Origin of the sequence: Streptomyces pseudovenezuelae (genome assembly GCF_029892565.1) — a bacterium.
In the GTDB taxonomy this organism is placed as follows: domain Bacteria; phylum Actinomycetota; class Actinomycetes; order Streptomycetales; family Streptomycetaceae; genus Streptomyces; species Streptomyces pseudovenezuelae_A.
In genome coordinates this window covers 48,377-71,289 of the sequence record NZ_JARXVH010000031.1, presented here as the reverse complement: position 1 = coordinate 71,289, position 22,913 = coordinate 48,377, and the positions used below count along the sequence as shown (strand labels likewise).

The 22,913-nt window shown below is 68.5% G+C and carries 21 protein-coding genes and 3 pseudogenes; 10 read left to right on the top strand and 14 right to left on the bottom strand.

The genetic code is table 11. The features are described from left to right. Positions 1-11 precede the first annotated feature (11 nt). Entirely contained in the window at positions 12-1,439 is a 1,428-nt protein-coding gene (locus M2283_RS47930; RefSeq protein ID WP_280882919.1) for a sugar porter family MFS transporter, read from the bottom strand. A gap of 9 nt (positions 1,440-1,448) precedes the next feature. After that, positions 1,449-2,399 carry a TIM barrel protein gene (locus M2283_RS47925; RefSeq protein WP_280882918.1) on the bottom strand — a complete coding sequence of 317 codons (951 nt, stop codon included), beginning with the start codon at positions 2,397-2,399 and terminating at the stop codon, positions 1,449-1,451. A 203-nt stretch (positions 2,400-2,602) separates the two neighbouring features. On the opposite strand from M2283_RS47925, the gene M2283_RS47920 reads away from it, so the two are divergent. Next, positions 2,603-3,604, top strand: a complete 1,002-nt coding sequence (locus M2283_RS47920) for a LacI family DNA-binding transcriptional regulator (RefSeq protein ID WP_280882929.1) — start codon at positions 2,603-2,605, stop codon at positions 3,602-3,604. A gap of 43 nt (positions 3,605-3,647) precedes the next feature. Here the strand turns inward: M2283_RS47920 and M2283_RS47915 are convergent, their stop codons facing one another. Then, entirely contained in the window at positions 3,648-4,652 is a 1,005-nt protein-coding gene (locus M2283_RS47915) for a sugar ABC transporter substrate-binding protein (RefSeq protein ID WP_280882916.1), read from the bottom strand. Positions 4,653-5,065: 413 nt separating this feature from the next. Here M2283_RS47915 and M2283_RS47910 point away from each other — a divergent pair, with 413 nt between their 5' ends. Both M2283_RS47910 and M2283_RS47905 read left to right on the top strand, forming a co-directional pair. Then, positions 5,066-5,209 carry a hypothetical protein gene (locus tag M2283_RS47910; RefSeq protein ID WP_280882930.1) on the top strand — a complete coding sequence of 48 codons (144 nt, stop codon included), beginning with the start codon at positions 5,066-5,068 and terminating at the stop codon, positions 5,207-5,209. A gap of 123 nt (positions 5,210-5,332) precedes the next feature. Beyond that, positions 5,333-5,848 (top strand): DinB family protein, encoded by a 516-nt coding sequence (locus M2283_RS47905; protein ID WP_280882915.1) that lies wholly within the window; start codon positions 5,333-5,335, stop codon positions 5,846-5,848. Positions 5,849-5,862: 14 nt separating this feature from the next. On the opposite strand, the gene M2283_RS47900 is transcribed toward M2283_RS47905, so the two are convergent. Beyond that, positions 5,863-6,743 (bottom strand): IS5 family transposase gene (locus tag M2283_RS47900; RefSeq protein ID WP_280882928.1). Its coding sequence is split into 2 segments (ribosomal slippage): positions 5,863-6,383 and positions 6,383-6,743, totalling 882 coding nucleotides; the frame shifts between segments, so codons are not numbered across the junction. An 84-nt stretch (positions 6,744-6,827) separates the two neighbouring features. Between M2283_RS47900 and M2283_RS47895 the strand changes: the two are divergent. After that, positions 6,828-7,343: pseudogene (locus M2283_RS47895) on the top strand (transposase). A 726-nt stretch (positions 7,344-8,069) separates the two neighbouring features. Here M2283_RS47895 and M2283_RS47890 read toward each other — a convergent pair. Further along, positions 8,070-8,351, bottom strand: a complete 282-nt coding sequence (locus M2283_RS47890; protein WP_280882913.1) for a dihydrofolate reductase family protein — start codon at positions 8,349-8,351, stop codon at positions 8,070-8,072. A gap of 615 nt (positions 8,352-8,966) precedes the next feature. Next, positions 8,967-10,094 carry a hypothetical protein gene (locus M2283_RS47885; RefSeq protein ID WP_432423244.1) on the bottom strand — a complete coding sequence of 376 codons (1,128 nt, stop codon included), beginning with the start codon at positions 10,092-10,094 and terminating at the stop codon, positions 8,967-8,969. A gap of 385 nt (positions 10,095-10,479) precedes the next feature. Between M2283_RS47885 and uvrA the strand changes: the two genes are divergently transcribed. Beyond that, entirely contained in the window at positions 10,480-12,948 is a 2,469-nt protein-coding gene (gene uvrA, locus M2283_RS47880; RefSeq protein ID WP_280882911.1) for an excinuclease ABC subunit UvrA, read from the top strand. A 398-nt stretch (positions 12,949-13,346) separates the two neighbouring features. Here the strand turns inward: uvrA and M2283_RS47875 are convergent, their stop codons facing one another. Then, the gene (locus tag M2283_RS47875; protein WP_280882910.1) at positions 13,347-13,502 is read right to left on the bottom strand and encodes a hypothetical protein; all 156 of its coding nucleotides are present in this window, start codon (positions 13,500-13,502) and stop codon (positions 13,347-13,349) included. Between the two features lie 257 nt (positions 13,503-13,759). Here M2283_RS47875 and M2283_RS47870 point away from each other — a divergent pair, with 257 nt between their 5' ends. Then, positions 13,760-13,963 carry a cold-shock protein gene (locus tag M2283_RS47870; protein ID WP_124004789.1) on the top strand — a complete coding sequence of 68 codons (204 nt, stop codon included), beginning with the start codon at positions 13,760-13,762 and terminating at the stop codon, positions 13,961-13,963. A gap of 320 nt (positions 13,964-14,283) precedes the next feature. Here M2283_RS47870 and M2283_RS47865 read toward each other — a convergent pair whose 3' ends face one another. The 5 genes and pseudogenes from M2283_RS47865 to M2283_RS47845 all read right to left on the bottom strand — a co-directional run. Next, positions 14,284-14,457: a hypothetical protein gene (locus M2283_RS47865; RefSeq protein WP_280882909.1), complete on the bottom strand. Its 174-nt coding sequence runs from the start codon at positions 14,455-14,457 to the stop codon at positions 14,284-14,286. 128 nt (positions 14,458-14,585) lie between these two features. Continuing rightward, positions 14,586-14,840, bottom strand: a complete 255-nt coding sequence (locus tag M2283_RS47860) for a hypothetical protein (RefSeq protein ID WP_280882908.1) — start codon at positions 14,838-14,840, stop codon at positions 14,586-14,588. Between the two features lie 82 nt (positions 14,841-14,922). Next, positions 14,923-15,372 carry a spore-associated protein gene (locus tag M2283_RS47855; RefSeq protein ID WP_280882907.1) on the bottom strand — a complete coding sequence of 150 codons (450 nt, stop codon included), beginning with the start codon at positions 15,370-15,372 and terminating at the stop codon, positions 14,923-14,925. A gap of 462 nt (positions 15,373-15,834) precedes the next feature. Continuing rightward, positions 15,835-16,179: a hypothetical protein gene (locus M2283_RS47850; protein ID WP_280882906.1), complete on the bottom strand. Its 345-nt coding sequence runs from the start codon at positions 16,177-16,179 to the stop codon at positions 15,835-15,837. 330 nt (positions 16,180-16,509) lie between these two features. Beyond that, positions 16,510-16,680, bottom strand: a pseudogene (locus tag M2283_RS47845) (aminoglycoside phosphotransferase family protein); the annotation flags it as partial. 35 nt (positions 16,681-16,715) lie between these two features. Between M2283_RS47845 and M2283_RS47840 the strand changes: the two are divergent. The 4 genes and pseudogenes from M2283_RS47840 (at position 16,716) to M2283_RS47825 (ending at position 20,354) form a co-directional block, all read left to right on the top strand. After that, the gene (locus M2283_RS47840; protein WP_280882905.1) at positions 16,716-16,877 is read left to right on the top strand and encodes a hypothetical protein; all 162 of its coding nucleotides are present in this window, start codon (positions 16,716-16,718) and stop codon (positions 16,875-16,877) included. Between the two features lie 161 nt (positions 16,878-17,038). After that, the gene (locus M2283_RS47835; protein WP_280882904.1) at positions 17,039-18,424 is read left to right on the top strand and encodes an FG-GAP and VCBS repeat-containing protein; all 1,386 of its coding nucleotides are present in this window, start codon (positions 17,039-17,041) and stop codon (positions 18,422-18,424) included. 66 nt (positions 18,425-18,490) lie between these two features. After that, positions 18,491-18,947: pseudogene (locus M2283_RS47830) on the top strand (iron dependent repressor, metal binding and dimerization domain protein); the annotation flags it as partial. 639 nt (positions 18,948-19,586) lie between these two features. Then, the gene (locus tag M2283_RS47825) at positions 19,587-20,354 is read left to right on the top strand and encodes a Stf0 family sulfotransferase (RefSeq protein ID WP_280882903.1); all 768 of its coding nucleotides are present in this window, start codon (positions 19,587-19,589) and stop codon (positions 20,352-20,354) included. Here the strand turns inward: M2283_RS47825 and M2283_RS47820 are convergent. Next, positions 20,319-20,966, bottom strand: a complete 648-nt coding sequence (locus M2283_RS47820) for a DUF5825 family protein (RefSeq protein ID WP_280882902.1) — start codon at positions 20,964-20,966, stop codon at positions 20,319-20,321. The genes M2283_RS47825 and M2283_RS47820 overlap by 36 nt on opposite strands. Continuing rightward, complete coding sequence (locus M2283_RS47815; protein WP_280882927.1) at positions 20,963-22,906, bottom strand: RiPP maturation radical SAM C-methyltransferase; 1,944 nt, start codon at positions 22,904-22,906, stop codon at positions 20,963-20,965. Before M2283_RS47815 ends, M2283_RS47820 begins: the two co-directional genes overlap by 4 nt. Between the last annotated feature and the right edge of the window lie 7 nt (positions 22,907-22,913).

Sequence of the window (22,913 nt, the reverse complement as noted above, 5' to 3'; positions counted from 1 at the left end):
TGCATCAGGGGTCAGGAGAAGCGCGCCCGGAGTTCGGCTTCGAGGGTTTCGAGGGTGCGGCCCTTGGTCTCGGGGACGTAGCGCTTGACGAAGGCGAGCGAGAAGACGCCCGCCACTACGAAGAGGAAGAAGGTGTTGGAGATCCCGATCCCGTCGACCAGGGACGGGAAGACCAGCCCGATCGCGAAGTTGGTCAGCCACAGCACCACGGCCGCGACACCCATCCCGAAGCCGCGCATCCGCATCGGGAAGATCTCGGAGAGCATCAGCCAGGTCACCGGCGAGATCGCCCCCTGCTGGAAGGCGAGGAAGGTGACCGTCATCGCGAGCACCGCGAACGCCCGGCCGTCACCGGAAGGCAGCATCAGCGAGAAGACGCCGATCAGCAACAGGGCTGCTGTCGTGCCGATCTGACCGGTCATCAGCATCGGGCGGCGGTTGACGCGGCCCAGCAGCCAGATGCCGACGAAGGTCGCCAGCACCGAGATGACGCCGTTGGCGATGTTCGCGGTCAGGGCACTGTCGGCGGTGAAACCGGCGTCGGTGAGGATCTGGGTGCCGTAGTACATGATCGTGTTGACGCCGGTGATCTGCTGCACGATCGCGATGCCGAAGCCGACGAACATCAGCCGGCGCAGCGACGGCGTGGACTTCATGTCCTGCCAGCCGCCGAGTTTTTGCTGATCCTCCCTGACGGCGAGCGCGGACACCTCGCGCAGTTCGGCCTCGGCCCGCTGCTGGGACCGGACCTGCTTCAGTACCTCAAGGGCCTCACCGAAGCGGGTCTTGGAGGCCAGCCAGCGCGGGCTCTCCGGCATGACCAGCATGCCGAACCAGAGCACGACGGCCGGGATCGTGGCGAGCACGAGCATATAGCGCCACACCCCGCCGGACTCACCGCCCACCCGGGCGATCACCGCGTTGGAGGTGAACGCGAGCAACTGCCCGCTGACGATCATGAGTTCGTTACGGGTGACCAGTGCCCCGCGCCGCTCGGCGGGGGAGACCTCGGCGAGGTAGACGGGCACGGTCACCGACGCGCCACCGACCGCGAGGCCGAGCACGAACCGGGCCACCACCATGACGGCGGTGTTCGGCGCGAGCGTGCAGCCCAGTGCGCCGACGAAGAACACCACGGCCAGGACGAGAATCGTACGGCGCCGTCCTCGCGCGTCCGACAGCCGCCCGCCGGTGACCGCGCCCAGGGCCGCGCCGAGCAGCAGCGAACTGGTGACCATGCCCTCGGTGAAGGGGGTCAGGCCCAGGTCGTCGGTCATGTAGGGCAGGGCGCCGTTGATGACGCCGGTGTCGTAGCCGAAGAGCAGTCCGCCGAAGGTGGCGATGACGGTGATGAGCCGCAGCCGCCGTGACACCGCCGATGGGGTGTTGTCCGCGATCGCGGTGGCCGGAGCTGTGGTCGTGTCGTCCCTGACGTCCATGGCTGTCTCCTACCGGTGGAGGTGCGGGCGGCGGGTACCCGTCAGCCCACAACCGGCCAGGTGCTCACGGGTGTTGACGGCGATGGGCAGTGGCACCTCGGGAGCGCACGGGTACAGGTCCTGCTCGACGATGACGAACAACTCGGCGTCGAGCCGCGCGAGTTCGGCCACGACATCGGCCGGGTTCGGCACGCCCGCGGGAGGTGACACGCACACCCCGCGCTTGACCGCCTCCCCGAACGACAGGTCCTCCGCAGCGACTTGGGCCAGCACCTCGGGGTCCATCTGCTTGATGTGGACGTAGCCGACGCGCTCGCCGAAGCGGTGGATCAGGTCCAGGTTGTCGCCGCCGCCGTAAGCCACATGGCCGGTGTCCAGGCAGAGGTTGGTGTAACGGGAGTCCGACTCGCCCAGCAGCCGCTCGATCTCCGGCTGGGTCTGGATGTGGCTGTCGGCGTGCGGATGGATCACGAGCCGTATGTCGTACTCGTCGAGCAGCAGCCTGCCGAGCCGGTCGGCGGATCGACCGAAGCCCGCCCACTGCTCGGCGGTCAGCTCGGGCGACTCGGTGAACGCGCCGGTCTTCTCGTCCCGGTACATGGGCGGGATCAGGACGAGGTGGTGCGCGCCGGCGGCCGCGGTCAGCGCGGCGACCTGCCGGACGTGGGCGAGCGTCTCGTCCCACGCCCCCGGCCGGTGCAGGGCGCCGAAGGCGGTGCCACCGGAGACCTGGAGCCCACGGGCGTCCAACTCCTCCTTCAGCCGCTGCGCGTCGGTGGGGAGATAGCCGTACGGGCCGAGCTCCAGCCATTCGTAACCGGCCGTGGCCAGTTCGTCGAGGAAACGGGTGTACGGCACCTGCTGCTCGTCCTCGGGGAACCAGATGCCCCAGGAGTCGGGGGCGGAGCCCAGGCAGAGGTTGCCGGCGATGGTGCGGAGCGGGCCTGGCGCCGGTGCCATGACGTGTCCCTTCACCCCGAGATCGGGAGTTTCGCGGTGTGTGCTGTCGCGCTCTACTAGCGCGCTCTAGTACGAGTACGATGACCCTGGTCCAAATGTCATGTCAATAGCCTGTTGCCGGGAGATTTCGCGTCCACTGGCTAGGGTGGGCCGCGTCGAAGGGTGGTTCACAGGTGGATGCATCGGGCAAGCAGCGGCCCACGATGGCGGACGTCGCCGAGAAGGCCGGGGTGTCGAGGGCGCTCGTTTCGATCATCTTCCGCAACCAGCCGGGGGCCAGCGAGGAGACCCGACAGCGGGTGCTGCGGGTCGCCGACGAGATCGGCTACCGCCCCGACAGCGCGGCCCGGCTGCTGGCCCGCGGCCGCAGCCGCACACTCGGCGTGATGTTCACCGTGCACCAGACCTTCCACACCGACCTCATCGAGGGTATCTACGCCGAGGTCGAGCGCCTCGGCTACGAGGTGCTGCTGTCGGGCGCCACGCCGGGCCGCAGCGAGGAGAAGGCCGTGGAGGCACTGCTCAGCCATCGCTGCGAGGCGGTGATCCTGCTCGGCTCGTTCGCGGAGCCCTCTCTCCTCGAGGAACTGGGGGGCCGTACGGTCGCCGTCTCCGTCAGCCGCCGGGTTCCGCACGCCCACGTCGACTTCGTGCACACCGCCGAGGGCAAGGGCGTACGGCAGGCCATGGACCACCTCGTCGAGTTGGGGCACCGCCGGATCGCGCACATCGACGGTGGCAGCGGCCCCGGCTCGGCCGAGCGGCGCCGCGCCTACCGGGCGGCGATGCGCCGCCACGGGCTGGAGTCCGAGGCACGTGTCTTTCCCGGTGACCACACTGAGCGGTCGGGTATCGAGACCGGCCGTCTGCTCCTGGCGGAACGGGACCAGGGGAACCCTCTGCCGACCGCGGTCCTGGCCGGCAACGACCGCTGTGCGATGGGCCTGTTGATGACCCTCACCAGGGCCGGCGTCGAGGTCCCGCGCGACGTGTCCGTCGTCGGCTACGACGACAGCCACCTCTCCCACCTGATGCCGATCGGCCTGACCACCGTCCGTCAGGACGCGGGGCTCATGGCGGAGTGCGCTGTGCGCTTCGCGGTGGAGCGGCTGGAGAAGCCGGAACTGGAGCCGCGGGAAGCGGTGTTGGACCCGAAGCTGGTGGTCCGGGGGAGCAGCGGGCCGGTCCCGGAACCGTCGGCCTGAGAGACGGACGTACGGTTCCGGGGCGACGTGCGGGACGGACCGGTTACCGCGTTCCCTTGGCGGCGAACTTGGCGACGGCGTCCACGTTGTCCTTGGTGATGAAGGCCGGGCCCGTCAGCACCGGCGCGGCGCCGCCGCCGCTGAAGTTGCCGTTGGTCTTGTACAGCCACAGCGAGTCGACCGCCAAGTAGCCCTGGAGGTAGGGCTGTTGGTCGACGGCGAATTCGATCGTGCCGTTCTGGACGGCCTTGACCAGGTCCTTGCTGAGGTCGAAGGTCGCGACCTTGGCCCTGGTGCCCGCGTCGGACAGCGACTGGACCGCGGTCAGGGCGATCGGTGCGCCCAGGGTGACCACCTGGTCGATGGAGGAGTCCTGCTTGAGCTTGGCGGTGATGGTCGACTTGACGGACGGCATGTCGGTGCCGTTGACGTAGAGGATGTCGGTCTTGCCGCTGAAGCCCTTCTTCAGGCCGGCGCAGCGGGCCTCCAGGGCGACCTGGCCCTGTTCCTGGACGACGCAGAGGGCGTGCTTGGCGCCGAGCTGGTTCAGGCGCTCGCCGAACGCCTGGCCGGCGACGTTCTCGTCCTGCCCGAAGTACTCCAGCATGCCGAGCTTCTTCCAGTCGCTCACACCGGAGTTGAAGCCGACGACGGGGATGCCGGCCGACTTCGCCTTGGCCACCACGTCCTTCATGGCGTCGGGCTTGGCCGCGGTGAGCGCGATGCCGTCGACCTTCTGGTCGATCGCGTTCTGCACCAGGTTGGCCTGGTTGCCGGCGCTGGGGTCGCTGGAGTAGACGAGCTTGACGTTGTCCTTGGCGGCGGCGGCCTGGGCGCCCTTGCGGACCAGGTCCCAGAACGTGTCGCCGGGGGCGGCGTGGGTGATCATGGCCACCGTCATACGAGGGGTGGTGGCGTGGCCCGCGGAGGCGGCGCCCCCGTCATCCTCGGACTTCTTGCCGCCGGAACTGCTGGAGCAGCCCGCGGCGAACAGGGTGCCGACCAGGACGGCGGCGGTCAGGGTGGCGGCTCTGCGATGTCCGTGCATGTCCCTTGCACCTCACTGTGCTCGTTGGGGTTCGTCTCAGGGGGAGGGGATGGTGGCCGATACCGGCCGCCGGGTGCGGCCACCGATGCGGTGGTGGCGGAGGCTGGGCTGCGGGTCGGCTTCGGCGCCGTGGCGGAGAGGCGCCTGGCGACGGTGGCGAAGGCGTGTTCGTTGCGGGCGGGGCGGGCTGGTGGCCGGCCGGGCGCCTTGCGCGGATGGGGCGTTGTGCTGTGGAAGCGGTCATGGGTGCGACTGCTTGCGGTCCGTCACTAGAGCGCGTCATTAGCGCGCTCTAGTAGCACGTAACTATGGGACCGGCCCCAAGGGTTGTCAATCGGTTTGTCAGGACGTTCCGACAAGGTTTACGGCCGCTGGCCTTTCGGTCGACCGGGACGGCTCCGGGCCGTTCAACGGTGGCCACGCGGCCGAAGAGCGCCCGCTCTCAGGCCCGTGACAGCATCTCGCTCACGACGACGATCACGCCCGAAGGCCTGGGCCACTGGCAGACGGAACGCGCGGGCATCCCCGACGCCTGCACGGCTGCGACGTCCCCGTAGGTGGTTAGGGTCTGTCCGGCGGATCTTGCCGGCCGTGCTGGCGCAAGGCGGTGGTTGCACGCTTTCCTGCGCGGCTTCTAAATCGCGCGACACCACCTCCGAGCTGTGGGAACCTCACCCGCGATGACACAACGAACCGATACACCCCCCACGTGGGACGAACGTACGCAGCTGGCCACCTTCCTGGATTACGCCCGTGACACGGTGCGAGCCAAGTGTGAGGGCGTGTCCGAGGAAGATGCCCGCAAGGCACCGCTCCCCAATTCACCGTTGATGACGATGTGCGGGCTGATCAGCCACCTGCGATGGGTCGAGCATCACTGGGTCCAGGTGATGTTCCTCGGTGAGGAGCCCGAGGGGCCGCTCACGGAGGCGACCGACGACGACCCCGACCCCGAGATGCGGACAGCGGTCGACATCCCGTTGCCCCAGCTTCTCGCCGAGTACGAGGAACAGAGCGCCCGCTATCGCCGCCTGGTGGCCGACCGCGACCTGAACTCAACGGCCGAACGTCCTATCGGCGACGGCCGCCACGTGGACCTGCGCTGGGTGGTCCTCCACCTCATCGAAGAGATTTCCCGCCACAACGGTCACCTCGATGTCGTGCGTGAACTCGTCGACGGACAGACCGGCGTCTAGCTTCTGGCTGGCATTCATGGGCGGAGCCAGAGTCTGATCGAGGCGAGGGCGACGGTGCCGTGGAAGACGTAGGCGCGCTTGTCGTACCTCGTGGCCACGGCCCGGAAGTTTTTGAGGGCGTTGATCGTCCGCTCAACTTCGTTCCTGCGCTTGTAGATCGTCTTGTCGAAGCCGACGGGGCGGCCGCCTTTGCTGCCCCGGCGTTGGCGGTTGGCCCGCTGGTTCTTCGGTTCGGGGATGGTGTGCTTGATCTGGCGTCGACGCAGGTAGCAGCGGTTGCGGCGGGAGGAGTACGCCTTGTCGCCGCCGAGGTGGTCGGGCCGGGTGCGCGGGTGTCCGCCACCGGCGCGGCCGACACGGATGCGTTCCATGATCGGGATGAGCTGCGGGGCGTCGCCCCACTGACCCGGCGTGATCAGCAAGGCCAGGGGGCGGCGTTCACCTTCGCCGGCGAGATGGACCTTGCCGGTCAGGCCGCCCCGGGAGCGACCGAGTCCCTCGTCGGGACGATACAGCCGGGGCGTGCGTCTTTTCTCGGCACCCGCGGCGCCGTTTTACGGGCCCCGGCGGCGTGCTGGTGGGCCCGGCAGGGGGTCGAATCGACGCTCACCATCGACCAGTCGATCCGGCCTTCCGTGTCGGCGTCGGCCAGGACGGCCGCGAAGATCCTGTCCCACATGCCATCCGCCGACCAGCGTCGATGCCGCTCGTACACGGTCTTCCACGGACCGAGACGCGCAGGCAGATCCCGCCACGGCACTCCGGTGCGCAGCCGATACAGGATGCCGTTGATGACCTTGCGGTGGCTGACCCAACGGCCGCCACGCTGCCCGGACTTCGGCAGATGCAGCTTCAGCCGGGCCCACTCCACGTGCGTTAAATCTCCCCGCTCCATGGCCATGCCAACGACCCGAGACCAAGACGGTCACAAGATCCGTCGGACAAACCCTAGACCGTGTCCTACGTGGTGAGGCGGACGTTGAGCCGGGGTGCGTGGAGTTGGATTGTTCCGGACGGGCTGTGGGAGATCGCGAATCCGTTGATCCCTCCGTCGAGGGTGCGGCCGCAGGGCGCCGGAACGCAGGACACGCCTGATGAGACGCGGGGCAAGCCGGGCTCCAGGATGCACGTCCTGTCGGACGCGAACGGACTGCCCCTCCTCGTCGGCATCTCAGCTGGTAACACCCACGACAGCGAAGGGCTGAAGCCCATGATCGAGGGTCACCAAACGAGACACGACCCCCACCGCGGCCGGTACTTCAAGCCCCAGCGCCTACACGCAGACAAAGCCTACGACCACGCCAGCCTGCGGAAATGACTGCGCGGCAAGCGCATCGGAGTCCGGATCGCGCGCAAAGGCATCGAGTCCAGCGAACGGTTGGGGCGCCGCAGACTTATTCCCCGTTATGAGCGCCATCCCCGCAACTACCTGGCTTTCCTCGGTCTCGCCGCCGCCCTCTGCTGCTACAAGCGGTTCGTCCGCCCCACCACGTAGGGCAGGGCCTAGTAGTCGGAGTCAGCCCAACACGTCATGGCGGAATAGCCGTTTCCGTATGGGGTCCACAGGTAGATCCAAGCGCTGGCGCCGTACACCCCGCACCCGTTGTAGCGGGCTCCGGTAACGTAATAGTCCGGAGCGCACTGCCTAATGTTGCCCTTTTTTACGGTCACCAGGACATCGGCTTCATTTATCGGCGCGGTCCGGATTTTCACGCCGTCGGACAGCGATTCCGCGTACCCCGTCGCGCAGCGGTACGAGTACGCGGCGGCACTGGCGGAGTTGTCGGTAGCGCCGGCAGCACCCGGAATTGCGAGACTGAGGGCTGCCATAGCCATCAGCGCGGCAGTCAAGCTTGATCGAAGAGTTTTTCTCACAGGTTCCCCCACCCGTTCTATCTCGTGCATAAGACGTTGAAGCGTCGATCGCCGCCTGGCAAGTCAAGCCCATCTCAAAATGATGGCCCGTTTTCGTCATTCCCCGACTTGAAGTAGACGGATAGGTGAAGGTGCGGCGATCGCACACAATGCCCCCGCACGCGATGCACCCCCGCGGCGGAGTTTTCTCCAGCCCGGATCATAGCCATGACGTGCTCGCACTACTACTGCTCTGCCTGGGGAAGATGCTGAAAACGGCTAGAGCTTGCCCGCTTGATCATGACCTCTGGCACCATGCCCACATCAACGAGCCAGACACCGCGCAGTCGCACCGCCTGAACCACCCCTAGGTGTTCCCGGCGCGGCCGGGCGGCCGATACCGCAGGAGGACGTTGCCCGATGGGCGTGCCGTCACCGCCCCGGCTGTCAGGTCGATGCGGTCCTTTAGGCCGGCGTACAGGCTCCGACCGCGGCCTAGCAGCACCGGATACAGCAAGATCCGCAGCTCATCCACCAATCCCTGGTTCAGTAAGGCCGTGACCTCGGGCATCCGCTCCGCGGCCGCGGTTGAGGTCCAGACGTCGGCGAAGTGCTCGTAGGTGCGCCGACCCAGCAGCAAGGCGCCCACTTCGCGGGTCCGGCGCAGGTTCCAGTCGAAGAACTCCTCGTCGTAGAGTCCCTAATCCAACTCGCCAGCGGGTCCCCGGAAGGGATGGCGTTGAGCAGTCTCGCAGGCCGGGGCCGTGTTGCTGGTCGACACGATCCGCAAGTCCGGTCTGGACACCGCGATATCGGCGGCGAGGCGCCATGGCGCAAGCCGCGGACGGGCACGATCGGCCCGCCCGCCACCTACCGGCCCGCGTCCTAACCGTGCGCAGGCGAGGCCACTCGTTCACTCGCGCGATTCGGCGCCGCGGGCTACGTGTTGCCGAAATGCCAATCCCCGGTTCGTCGGGCGCAGCACGCCCCTGACCTGCAACTGGCCCACCGTCCGCATCGGTTCGGCCGGTCCGGACCGGAGCACCTTCGACCGCGGTGCGGCGCTGGCCAAGGACCTTGCGTCCCGCTGCGCCGGGCACCGGCATGTGCTGCCGCCGGCTTGCCAGGCGGAGCTTGGGCGCTCCGGCGGCGTGCCGTCCGGGTCCCTGCCGGCCCTCGCTGCGAAACAGCCACGCACCGATCGATCAGCGGAATCTTCGTACGCGGACGACCCCCGACCACCAATCACCAACGAATCTCCGACTCAGGTCACCAGCTGGTCACCGTCGTCGTCTTGAAGCATGTGGCGGCGTTCCTGCTCACGCTTGGAGTAGGCGGCTGCCCGGATCGCCTCGTCGCTCTCCAAGCCTGATCCCAGCGCACCGCCCACCGTGGCGACCGAAGCGACGAACCAGGACAACGTCCAGTATTCCGCAGGGTGAAGCGGGGTTCCTGTCGTGGAGGCGAACACTTGGCCGTTGAGGATGAACAGGGCCCACACCAAGTTGATGACGATCAAACTCACGTAGCAGACGAGCACCCCGATACCCACCGTCATGACCGTCGAGGCGTTGTAGAGCCTTGCCCTTTGTCTCGCCTCAGGAGAGTGCTCTGCCGTTCGGTGCCACAGATTCGCGTCCACGATCAGCCAACCGATCATGAGCGCGACAGACCCGACCGTGGCGATCACGAGGCGCGGCGCGCTCAGTGACTCGGCCAGGCTCCAGATGGTGGAGTTCACGGTGGCGACGGCACCCGTGGCGAGTGCGGCCGCCAGGGCTTTGGACAAGCCCGACACCAAGCGCCACGGCCGGTTGGCGCGGACCATACCGACGAGCACCCTCAGGTAACCGCGCGGCCCGCTGACGACGTACCGCAGATCAGCGGTCTCCTCCGCACCGACCTGGCCCGGGTGAATAGGCGCGAAACAACTGACAAAGGGAGCCAGCGACGGCTGGCTCTGCGGAGGTCCCTCGACGCCGGAGGCCCGCGGATCCGCCAAACTGAGCACGGCTTCTTCCACGGCCCGCCGGGCCCTCGTCTGCAGCCGCAAGCCCCCCAGCGTAGGAAGAGACAGCAGTGCCAAGCCGTGTTCGTGGCTCAGATCCACCACGAGCTTGTGCCCGTGTGAGTGCAGCGGAAGGTCGGTGAGGGCCACGACGATGTCCCAATTCTGCGCACTTCCGCGGTCCATGATCCGGCGCATCAAGGTGGGCAGGTCCTCGGTCCCTGCGGTGAAGGGCTCACTGACCACCTCGACGTCGAACCGTCGCCCCTGGCCAGACTTGTCGGCGAGCCGAGCGGGAAGTATCCGGGCCATGCGCTGCGCGATCTCCGTGGGCGCGTCCGGATCCGCCAGGAGAGCCACGACCGTAACGCCCTGAGACGACATCGGCATGACTCCTTCTCGTCGGCTGCCCCCGCGATCGCCCGTGCCCACAGGATGCCCCCGAGGTATCGCCGACGCCGCGTGACACGCTAGCCCTCCCAGCAGGCGCGGGCGGTACGGTCAGATTTTCCTGTCCGTACCGTGCAGGGTCTGCCTGACGAAAACCTCGGGAAGGGCGGACAACGGGGAGACGGTGTTCGAGGACGGCATCCCGGTTCTGCCCGAAGCACTCCAAGATCCTGAAGCCGGCCGTCGAGGGCACCTGTCCGCGGTGGTTCCAAGGCCGTGTATCGAAAATGGATCCGGGATACTCCCGACGCTCGTGTGAGCGGGGCCCGGTGACGGCGCCTGCCGCGCGGTTCGAGGCGCGATCAGGTAAGCAGGGACGGTGAACAAGGACGCGACCGACTCCTTCGTGCATGTCCGGGGCGCCAGTGAGAACAATCTGCGGAACATCGACGTCGACGTTCCGCGGGACGCGATGGTCGCCTTCACCGGCGTCTCCGGTTCGGGCAAGTCCTCGCTCGCGTTCGGCACGCTCTATGCGGAGGCCCAGCGGCGCTACTTCGAGTCCGTTGCACCGTACGCCCGAAGGCTGTTGCAACAGGTCGGCGCACCGCACGTACAGGAAATCACCGGACTGCCACCGGCCGTGGCCCTGCAGCAGCGACGCGGGTCGCCCAGCTCGCGCTCGACGGTCGGCACCATCACGACGCTGTCCAATCTGCTGCGCATGCTGTACTCCCGCGCCGGCACCTATCCGCCCGGAGCCGCGCGGCTGGAGGCCGAGTCGTTCTCACCCAACACGGCCGCCGGCGCCTGCCCGGAGTGCCACGGACTGGGTGTCGTGCACGACGTCGCCGAGGACCTGCTCGTGCCGGACCCCTCGCTGAGCATCCGCGAGGGGGCGATCGCCGCCTGGCCGGGCGCCTGGCAGGGCGCCAACCTGCGCAGTGTCGTGAACGGCCTGGGGATCGACATCGACCGACCGTGGCGCAGGCTCAGGAAGAAGGACCGGGACTGGCTGCTGTACACGGACGAGCAGCCCTCCGTGTACATCGAGCCGGAGGAGGACCGCGTCGACTACGGCTACCAGGGCAAGTTCTGGAGCGCCCGCAAGCACGTCATGCACGTCCTCGCCGACTCCAAGAGCGAGAGGATGCGCGAACGGGCGCTCCGGTTCGTCAGGAGTGTGCCCTGCCCCGAGTGTCATGGCAGCGGACTACGGCCCGAGGTGCTCGCCGTGACCTTCGCCGGACGTTCCATCGCCGAGATCAACGCGATGCCGCTCACCGAGGTCGTGGCGCTGCTGCGGCCCGTCGCGGGGCGGTCCGAGGCCGACGCCACCACGTCGACCGCCCGATCCGGGGAGACGACCGAGGTTGCGGTCCGGATCTGCGGCGATCTGGTCGCGCGGGTCGACGTACTGCTCGACCTGGGCCTCGGATATCTCAGCCTCGGGCGCCGCTCGACGACCCTGTCGCCCGGCGAGGCGCAGCGCCTGCGGATCGCCACCCAACTGCGCTCGGGGCTGTTCGGCGTCGTCTACGTCCTCGACGAACCCTCCGCGGGCCTGCACCCCGCTGACGCGGAACCGCTCCTTGACGTGCTGGACCGCCTCAAGGCGGCCGGCAACTCGCTGTTCGTCGTGGAGCACGACATGGACGTCGTACGGCGGGCGGACTGGGTGGTCGACATCGGCCCCGGCGCGGGCGAGGGCGGCGGACGCGTGCTGTACAGCGGCCCGGTCGCCGGTCTTGAGCGGGTGGGGGAGTCGGCCACGAGCCACTATCTGTTCGGGCGCACCCCGCCGCTCGATCACCGCCCGCGCACACCGCACGGCTGGCTGCACCTGCGCGGCGTCTTCCGCCACAATCTGCACGACGTGTCCGTCGACGTACCGCTGTGCGTACTGACGGCGGTGACGGGCGTGTCCGGTTCCGGAAAGTCGACGCTGGTGACGCAGGTGCTCGCCGAGGTCGTCCGCGGCCACCTCGGACTCGTACCCGAGGAGCCCGACGAGGCCCAGCTGGAGGTCGACGTCCAGGACGCGTCGGGGGTCGAGTCGTTCGACCGGCTGGTCCGGGTCGACCAACGGCCCATCGGCCGAACTCCCCGGTCCAACCTGGCCACGTACACGGGGATGTTCGACGCGGTGCGCAAGCTGTACACGGCGACGGACGAGGCCAGGGCGCGCGGCTACTCGGCCGGGCGGTTCTCCTTCAATGTGCCCGAAGGCCGGTGCGAGACCTGCCAGGGCGAAGGATTCGTCGCGGTGGAACTGCTGTTCCTGCCCGGCACCTACGCGCCGTGCCCGACCTGCCACGGCGCCCGGTACAACGCCGAAACGCTGGAAGTCACCTATCACGGCAAGAACATCGCGGAAGTGCTGGCGCTGTCCGTCGATGCCGCCGCCAAGTTCCTGTCCGCCGTCCCGGCCGCCTCCCGCAGTCTGGAGACGTTGCGCGAGGTGGGACTTGGGTACCTACGGCTGGGCCAGCCCGCGACGGAACTCAGCGGTGGTGAGGCGCAACGCATCAAACTGGCCACCGAACTGCAGCGAGCCCGCCGCGGGCACGCGCTCTACCTGCTCGACGAGCCGACGGCGGGGCTGCACCCCTCGGACATCGCTCTTCTGCTGCGACAGCTGCACCGGCTCGTCGACGCCGGCAACACGGTCGTCCTTGTCGAGCACGACCTTGACACGATCACCACCGCCGACTGGGTCATCGACCTCGGGCCGGGCGGCGGCGACGCGGGCGGGCGGGTGGTCGCGGCGGGCCCGCCGACCAAGGTGGCGAGGGCCCGCCGCAGCGCCACCGCGCCCTATCTCGCGGCCCGGCTCGCGCGCTCCTGACGACGCCGCGAGGGGCTGAGCACCGGTCAGCCGGGTTCGGGGCGCAGGATCGCGCGCGCGTGGCCATGCTGCGTTCCAGCTTGTGGCGGATATCCCTCGCGCGGTGTCCCGTCCGGCCCCACTCCACGATGAGTTCGGCGACGTGGCGGCGCGGCAGACCGTGGAGTCGACGCTCGGGTCCCACGTGATCGCACCCTTCGCGTCGGCCGGAGACTGGAGCCGGGTGAGGACCCGGTGCCAGGTGCCGTTCCGCGGCCACCCCCTGTTCCAGCATCCAGGCGAGTGCCACCTGGGCGGCGTGGCTCCGAGGGCCCGGGCCACAGCACCCAGAGCCTCGACCTTTAGCAGCCCCTGCTCGATGGGAGCAGGCCATGACCGTCCCTCCCGGCCCCGCGGCATCAAGGGAGCAGATCCCACTCGATGCCGCGCCGGGAGAAGTTGTACAGCACCTGGTCGACGGCCACGGCGTCGCCGCCGGGGAGGGCAGCCAGCTCGACCATGTCGGCGACGTCCAGATTGCTCACACCCCAGTAACGGATCTTCTGCGCCTTCATCAGGTCGGTGAATCCCGGTCAGCAGGCCCCGAGCCGTTGCGGGGACGCCCTACATCGTTCGGCGGACGCGGTGCTGTGTGTGGCTGTTGATCTCTGGTGGAGGACGGCGTGGCCGTGTAGCGTCGGCGTCAGATGCCGTGGTTCGTAGTACCTGCCCGCGCTGTTGCGTGGGCGTTTTGCTGTGCGGTGGCTGGACCAGGGCGAGTACCTCCGGGGCCGCGCGGTGCGGTTCCCGACAGCGAATGAGAGGGACCGGTATGGCCAGCGGAACCGTGAAGTGGTTCAACGCCGAAAAGGGTTTCGGCTTCATCGAGCAGGACGGCGGCGGGGCGGACGTCTTCGCGCACTACTCCAACATCAACGCTTCCGGTTTCCGTGAGCTGCAGGAAGGTCAGAAGGTGACCTTCGACATCACCCAGGGGCAGAAGGGCCCGCAGGCAGAGAACATCACGCCTGCCTGACCCCTCGTCATCAGGGCCCGGAAGCAGCTGCTTCCGGGCCCTGATACGTACGGACGGCGCGACGGGGACCGGCCCGCCCGGGCTGGCTGTAGGGGCATGGTCGCGTTCATCGGCTCCGACGTCGCCAGCCGCATCCCTAGGGGGCGCGGCTGCCTGCTTCAAACGCGGATCGGGCAGGCGGTCATCGGCGATTTGGCTGTCGGTCGGGCTTTCATCCTGGGGCATCACAGGGACAGCATCGCCGATGTAAGGGACAGGCACCGCAGTCGGAGCAGTAGAGAGTTGTCAGCGGTATGCCGTCGACCTGCTGAACAGCACCCTCATCCACGCTGGCCCGTCCCGGGTACAGATGCGAGTTGGTCGACGTCCAGCTTCTTCGCGGCATCGAGGTACTGGTCGTCATACGACGAATACCAACTACCCCTGGTCAGAGCACACTTGGGGTCCTGCTCGGGTGCCGTGACCGCCTCGGTCTTGAGGACCTCCGCCTGCATATTGCAGCCGCCATTGTCCGCATCGGTCCAGTGCTTGAACTTCGTGCGCTCGTAGCTGGTACGACTCTCGCCTCGGACGGTGAGCGCGGCACGCACAGAAGCGTGACGGGGCTGCCGGGCGCCGCCTCCTATCGAAGAGGGGTGGGCGCCAGCGCCGTGTGGGCGGTGGCCGGGGTGAGAAAGCGCCGCTCAGGGGCGGCGGGTGTCCCTGCGTCCTTGAGGACCGTGAGCTCCTCGTGTGCCCACTCGGCGAGACGCAGCGCAATGTCCTCGGGCTCACGTCGCGACCCACGCCGGACAGTCAGCCGGTCCACGTCGTCGTAGTCGGTCCAGTCGCCCTCACGCAGGGCTCGGATCTTCGGGCTGCTCTTGAGTTCCTTCATCAGGGTGGGGCGCAGGTGACGCGAACGGTCCCGGCGGGCTCCCTTCCGACGGGAAGCCACCGGGACCGCGGTCACGCCCGGGTCAACGGACCGTGGTGACTCGGTGCTCCTTCAACGCGGCACAGTTGGAGCCGGTCACGTAGGTGTACACGTTGTCGATGTGCCCACCCCAGTCGACGCAGTGGCCCTTGCCGTACACATATCCCGGTCCCGCGTACGACGTGTACACGCCCTCGTCCTGGGCGTACGCGTCGGTGTCGGGAATGTAGACGTACGCACCCATCTCCCGCGCGACACCGGGGTTGGTGCGGATGGTCGCGACGCAGTTCTTGCCGTTGGAGGCGTTGTAGGTCAGGTAGACCGTGCCCTGCGTGCCGACGGGCGTTGAGTTGACGGTCTTGTAGCTGCTCCCGCAGACCTTCTGCGGGGTGGTGTTCGGGGCTGCGGATGCCGGCCCGGCCAGTGCGGTCGTGGCGCCGACCGCCAGGGCCGCCGCGGCGGCACCGATGAGTACGGAACGCCTGAATCTCATATTTCCCCCTTGAGCGGTTAGCTGTGTTTTGCTCCTGACAGGTCAGACACGTGCCGTCTGTGTGAGGTTGTGACTAAATACCGGCTCGATCAGGCCGAGTTGGTCGAGCGGAGCCGGAGTGCGGCCGGACGGCTGTGACCTCGCTGGCAAGTGGTGCGGAGCAAGTGCCGCGCCCACAGATCTGTGGAGGCGGGGGAGACGCACAGAGGCAAGAACGCCAGGCAGCGGGGCAGACGCGGCCACGTCCCCTCCGAATCCGTACGTTGGCGCATTCTTGGCGCAACCCCCGACGGACCTGGACCTTCGACCTTCGGGTGGCCCCAGTAGAGTCAGGCAGGGCGAGCAAGACAGGCGAGACTGCCGAGGTGACTCGAAGCGGGGACGGTCGGCGCTGCCCTGCCGCCTGACTCTTGACGTCAAAGGTAAGGCTGCTAGCGGCCCAACCATGCCAGGTCATACTCACTAGTCACCCGTCACGGTCCAGGATCCATCCGGGACGTCCGCCGTCCGCGCGGCGCACACCTCTCGACGGTTGTCCGGGCCCTGGGGCAGCCGGGAGACCGGCGGCGACTGCGGGACCTCTGCCCCCGGCTCTCCCCGCAGACCCGGTACCTGCGTTTCCAAGGGGCACTGAACGGCCTCAGCGAACGCCTCCTCGACCATCTTCTCGACGTCGATCATCACCGGCGGGAAGCCCTGAGCGCGTGGGAGAAGGGCGAAATCGTCGGCGTCGCACGTTACGCCGTCACTCCGGACGACGCGCGCGCCGCGGAAGTCGCCGTCGTCGTCGCGGACGCCTGGCAGCACCGGGTATCGCCACACAATTGCTCACCGCACTACGGGACACGGCGACCCGGCATGACTTCGTTCCCCTCAAGGCGTCCGTACTGCCCAGCAACGAACCCGCCCTTGGGCTGATCGCCGCCCTCGCGCCCAATCACCGCATGTTCCGACAGCGATGGTCTGGAATTCCGATGGAACACCGCCGTCCGCCGGCCGGGGCAGGGTTCCCGACCGCATCCGGGAGTGACGGTCGTGTTGTCGCCGGGATTCGCCAGCCGAGTCCGCAAGACGACGCGCGGGCCGTCTCAAGTGGACCGTCTGCACTGGGCCGTCGTCACCCTCGGCCGCGCTGCCTCACATGCGGGATCTCAGCACGTCGCCCTCATAGCCGGGCGCGAACGCGTCGAAGCTGTGCTCGACCAGCCAGCGAACCCCCAGCAGGCTTCGCAACGACCTCCACGCGTGAATCACGTCGAGGTCGATGCCATAACTGGCGACGACGTCGCCGAGGTGCTTCTCGTGTCCGAAGCCTCGCCGCAAACCGAACCTCGCTCCCCTCGGTGACCACACATCCAACGAACGAAGCCACCATCCAGCAGCTGCACCGGAGCATCCCCGATGAACTCGGCGCGCTCGGTGAGCGTGAAGGCGGCAAGAACATCACACAGGACTGGCACGGATCAGCACTTCTGACCTTGGAAAACGTCAAAAATGAGCGCTGAGCAGCCGGTTCTCGATCTTGTTGCACGGGCCGGCTGGCTTTCTGGCTGTCTGTTGGTGCTCGTGACGTGAGGGCGGTACAACCAACCGCGCCCCCGGAGGGTCTTGTCGGGTGCGGTGCATCGGCACCTGCCGTTCACCCGCCAATCGTGAGGGGTTCGCCATGCCTACCCGAAGACGCCACCTGCCCGTCATCGCAGCGATGGCCCTCGCCGCCGTCACGGGGACGGCGAACGCCGCGCCCCATGCCTATGGCACCTCGCCGAAGTCCCTGTCTGCAGCCGACCCCGCGTCCGCCCGTGCCGACTTCGACGGCGACGGGTACTCCGACGTCGCCATCGGCGCCCCGGGAGGCACTATCAACGGCAAGGCGGGCGCCGGGTACATCGCCGTTGACTACGGCATGGCGGAGGGTCCCAACGGCGTCAAGCGTCAGCTGGTCAGCCAGAACCGCTACGGCATTCCGGGCACGGCGGAGACCGGTGACCGCTTCGGCGCCCACCTCACGGCGGCGGACCTCGACTCGGACGGTTTCACCGACCTGGTCGTCTCCTCTCCCGGCGAGGACATCGGCGACGCACAGGACGTCGGCCGGTACACCATCCTGTGGGGCGGTGTCGGCGGGCTGGGCGCCGCCACCGCCACCGTCCAGGGGACGTCACCGACCCGTGCCGGGGACTTCGACGGCGACGGACATCTTGACCTGGTCACCGGTGACCGTGTGCTGTACGGCCCGTTCGACCGCACCAGCGGCCCCGCTCGCACCAATGCCCTCGCGGGCGCGGACGCCCGGCTGTACGCAATGGCGTCCGGCGACCTCGACCGTGACGGCATCACCGACCTGGTCGCCAGCAGCAGTCCTTCCCCCACGGCCGTGCCCCGGCTGCGTCTGTTCCGGGGCACGCACGACGGTCTTGTGCCCGGTGCGGCGATCGCCGCACCGGACACCGCTGCCGTGGACAGCGTCGGCCTCGGCGACATCGACGGCGACGGACGCCAGGACGTTGTCTTCGGGCGCAGCACCTCGGGCCCCGGCGGGCTGGTGGGGGCGGTGCGCGGCACTCCGGACGGCCTCGCGTCCCGGGCCACGCTCCTCAGCCAGGACTCTCTCGATGTGCCGGGTACCGGCGAGAGCGGTGACCGCTTCGGCAGCGACGTGGCGGTCGGCGACATCGACCACGACGGGCACGCCGACATCGTCACGGGCGTGCCCGGCGAGGACGTCGGCACCACCCAGGACGCCGGCATGTTCGTCGTCCTCAAGGGCGGCCCGGCCGGCCTCACCGGCGCGGGGGCGCAGGCCTTCACGCAGAACACCGCCGAGGTGCCGGGAACGGCCGAGGCGGACGACCGCTTCGGTGGCAGCACGGCCGTCCTCGACGGGTACGTGGTGGTCGGCGCGCCCGGGGAAAACACCGGCTCCGGCTCGGTGTGGGTCTTTCCCGGTACGGCGACGGGGATCACCGCCGACGGGTCGGTGAGCTTCGGGCCGGGCACGCTGGCCGCCCCTACGACGGGCGCGCAACTGGGAGCCGCCCTCCATCGCTGACGCCAGCGCTTTCGTGCACCGGGCCCGTGCACATGCGTGGGACGGGTACGGGACCGGTGCGTACCGCGGCCCGCGGAGTGCCTGCTTGTCGACGTGGTCGGGCTGGAGTGGGAACAGGTGCACGCCGAAGCGTGCCGCTGGGAGCATGTGATGAGTGAGGCCGTGGAGCGGCGCGTGCTCAAGCTGCTCAACCACCCCACCGAGTCGCCGTACGGCAACCCGATCCCGGGCTTGGAGGAGCTGGGCGAGAAGAGCGCCGTGGATCCGCTCCCCGACGAAAGCATGGTCCTGCTCAGCGACCTCGATCCCGGGCCGAACGGCGCGAGCGCAGTCGTACGACGTATCAGGGAGCTGATCCAAACCGACCTCCAACGGATGTGCACCCTTGCGCCACGCCGGGGTGCAGATGGGCGCGGTCGTGAGCGTGACGTCCTCGCCCGGCGGCGTGATCGTTGGCAACGGCAAGGAGGCCGCCGAACTTCCCGCACAGACCGCCGCGCACGTCTTCGTGACCAAGTGTTGACCCCAGCCGGGTGCCGGCCCGTTGCCGTGGCCCGTGCAAGCACGAGGATGGTGCGCGTGCGGTTGGCCCGAGGCGATCCGTAGGGGTCAGAAACCTCTGGAGCGTTGGCCGTGAGGCTTCCCGGCGAGGACTCTGCACACTGTCCCAGTACGGCAGGTTGGATGGCGGGCGACTCGCCTTGCCGCCACCAGTCGAAGAACGTGCGGCAGGCGGTGAACGGAACGACCGGCGACTTGACGAACTCCCTTCGGCCATGGGGTTGTTGACGGAGCGCGTGCGGTCGGTGAGTTGGGGCGACATCAAGAGGGCGAAACGAGCGCCGCGAGGCCGGCTTCCCCTTGGGCGGTGATGTTCACGCTGCGTGGGACTTTGTCCCTGGCGATCCAGCCGAGGTCGACGAGCCGATCTGTGATTGCACGATGGCACTGTGCATCCACTGGCCGGCGCTGGCCGCGTGCGCGGCAGTCCTCCATCAAGGACTCATGCAGCGCTTCCGAGTAGGGACCGCGCGTAGTTCCGTCTCCGAGAAGTCTGGGGAACATGCCGGTCACCCTGCACCCCCAGGCCGTTGTCGCGCACCGGGGCCGGAACGCGATGGAGCCGGTGACAACCACTGGTTTCGGGCGCGAAGGTGTTCTCATGGTGCTGCGCTATCGGACCAACGGCCCGGAGTTCGACTTCCCGCCCTTCACCGGTCTGCCGCCGGTCCGTTACGTGCTCGCGTCGACGCCCCGGTGCGGCAGCAACATGCTTGCCCGCGCCCTGTGGCACACCGGGTTGGCCGGCTTCGCCGAGGACTACTTCGCCGACGCCTTCGTGCTGGACTTCTTCGAACGGTGGGGATTCGACTCCGGCGATCCGCAGGAGTTGGCGGCGGGCTATGTGCGGCAGCTGATGACGTGGCGGACCAGCCCCAACGGTGTGTTCGGGCTGCGGATCCACGCGGGGCACCTCGGGAGCCTGGAGGTCGACCCGTACGACATCCTCCAGGTACCCCGGTACATCTGGATCCAGCGTAGGGACAGGGTGCGGCAGGCGGTGTCGTACTCCATGGCCGAGCAGACCGGTGTCTGGATCCTGGACGGGACCTTTCTGCCGGAGGGGAGCACGCGCGCCGCGCCCCGGTACAGCTATGAGGAGATCCGCCGGCATCTGCTGATGCTGGACCGCGATGCGTTGGTCTGGGAGGAGTACTTCGGGCGGCACGGTGTCGTCCCGCATGCTGTCGTCTACGAGGATCTGGTCGCCGACTACGAGGCAGGACTGTTGGGCTGCCTGGACTTCCTCGGCGTCGGGGCTCCCGCGTCGGTGCCGGCGCCGGGGATCAGGCGTCAGGCCGATGAGTTGACGGAACGGTGGGTGGAGAGGTTTTTACGGGATCGTCGTGCTGAGCGGCCAGCGTCGTAGGCGGTACGGCGTCCACCACAAGTAGCGCCCGGCGCGATGGACCAGGTTCTCGCGCAGGTGACGCTCCAGGACTCGTTCCGTCGACGCCGACGCGACCACCGGGACGCCGTCCAGCAGCCCGTGGAACGCCGTGCTCCGGGGGGCGTTGACGACCAGGCGCCGGAAGGAGCCCCAGCGGTGGTCGCGGATCTCCAGGAAACCGGGGCCTCGGCGGTAGCCGCACTTCGCGATGTGGAACGAGTCGCGCCACGCGGTGACCACGTGGTCTTCGTTCTCCTCTTCCGTGGAGCCGCGGAAGACGGCTGCCGGGGGGTGCAGGTGGCTCAGCGCCCGCCACTGGGGCGGGTCGGGCATGCGCAGGGTCCAGTCCACCGCTATGCCGTGGCTGGTGAGTTCCCGGACGAGGAGGAGGACGGCGACCGCGGACGCGCCGTCCGGATCGGTGAGGTCCACGGGCTCGTGCACCTGGACGAACTGGACGCCGTCGGAGGCGAGTTGTGCGACGGCGTCCACCGGGTCGGTCGGCGGTCCGTCGAGGGTGCCGTAGTGGATACCCGGCAGGCGCATGGCCGCCGGATCGCGGTCCTTCCACAGCGTCAGTTCCGGCGTCATCGGGTGTCTCCCGCGGCCGGGGCCGCCAGAGCTGGGACGAGGGACGTGTCGTCCCTGTGCAGTCCGGCGCCGTCGAGCCGCAGGAGGTCCTGGTTGGCCACGGCGGGCGCGAGCTGCACGTACTGGCCGCCCTCGGCGAAGACCAGGCCGAGGGTGCGCCAGTGGGTCAGCAGCCGGGCGAGGCGCTCTTCCGTCACCTCGCCGGCCGATTCCCGCGGGTCCGCGTACCGGGCGGCGGCCTTGCGCAGCAGCGCCGCCGGGCTGTGCGGCGTGTCGAGCAGCCGGAACACCGTCACTTCGAACGGGTCGGTGAGGTCGAGAAGATGCCAGGAGAAGTCCGGTCGGGTGTCGACCAGGACGATGTGTCCGCCGAGGTCGCAGTGGGTCAGGCGGCTGCGCGGGTACGCCCGCGTCCAGTCGGCGACGGCCGTGCGCAGCCGGTCCAGGCATGCGCCGGCGATGCCCTGGTGCGGTGAGTCGAAGATGTACACCAGGTCGGCGAGTTCGTCTTCCGGCAGGTCGTAGATGTGGTGGTAGTGCGAGGCGGGACGCAGGTCGCCGAAGCCCAGTTCCGGCCGGTCGAAGTAGGGGCTGAACCGCTCGACCTTCAGGCGGGTGGAGTTGGCCGGCGGGCCGAGATGGTGGAGCGCGGGCAGTTGGTCGACGATCTCGTCGTAGTCCTGTTCGGTCTCCCCGGGGAAGCCGTAGAGGTAGTTCCAGCTGAGGTTGACGCCGACGGTCTCCGCGTCCCGTAGCAGCCGTACGTTCTGGCAGCCGGTCACCCCCTTGTCCATCAGCTTCAGCACCCGGCTGCTGAGGCTCTCCACGCCGGGCTGCACGTAGCTGACTCCCGCTGCGTACAGCGTCGCCAGCTGTTCGCGCCGCAGGTTCGACTTGATCTCGTAGCACAGCCGCAGGTCGTACCCGCTCTCCTTCAGGAGCGGGGCCATGGAGTTGAGGTAGGTCATGTCGAGGATGTTGTCGGTGACCCACACGTCGAGTACGCGGTGTCGCTCGACCAGGCCGAGGATCTCGTCCACGAACCGCCGCGGGTCCTTGCTGCGGAACTCCATGAACGAGCCGTTGAGGCCGCAGAAGGTGCAGTGGTGCTTCTCGCCCCACCAGCAGCCGCGTGAGGCCTCCACCACCAGCCGCGGTTCCACCCAGCCGCCCGCGGTGGACCGAGCGTGCCGCTCGAAGTAGTCGCCGTAGTCCGGGGTGACCAGTGCTCCCGGAGGCAGCGGGGCGGCGTCCATGGGATGGGCCACGGACCGGCCCTGCTGGTCGCGGCGGCACAGGCCGGGGATGGCGGCCAGGTCGTCGGCGTCGCCGTCGCGGAGTGCGGCGAGCAGCCGCGGGAACGCGAGCTCGCCCTCGCCGCGCACCACGAAGTCGACGTGGGGGAAGTTGCGGTGCAGGGCGGCGCCCTGCGGGCCGTCGCAGTTCGCGCCGCCGAAGACGGTGGTGGTGTCGGGTGCCAGTTCCTTGACCACGCGGGCCGCCGCGAGGGCCGCAGCGTTCTGCGCGAACGTGGTGGTGAAACCGACCACGTCCGGTGCCGTGGCGGCGATCTTGGCGGCAGTCTCCCGGACGAACAGCGGCGCGAGTTCGTGCAGTTCCCGTGCCTTGGCCAGCATGCGCTCCGGCATCTTCCCGCCGAAGTGTTCGGTGAACTCGGCTACCCGCCACAGCGGTTGATCGTTGAGCGCGGCCGAGAAGATCCACTCGCTGTGTCCGGAGAAGTACGAGGTCGAGCAGAAGTCGTACTCCTCGATTCCGTATTCCGTACGCGCGGACACCCAGTCGGCGAAGTCGAGGTTGGCGTGCACCACCTCGACGTCCACGGCGCCGTCGGGGAAGACGTCGAGGATCCGGCGTTTGAGAATGCCGAGGGCGAGGGACGGCGCGTCGAGCGACGACCACGGCATATCCACCAACACGATGTGC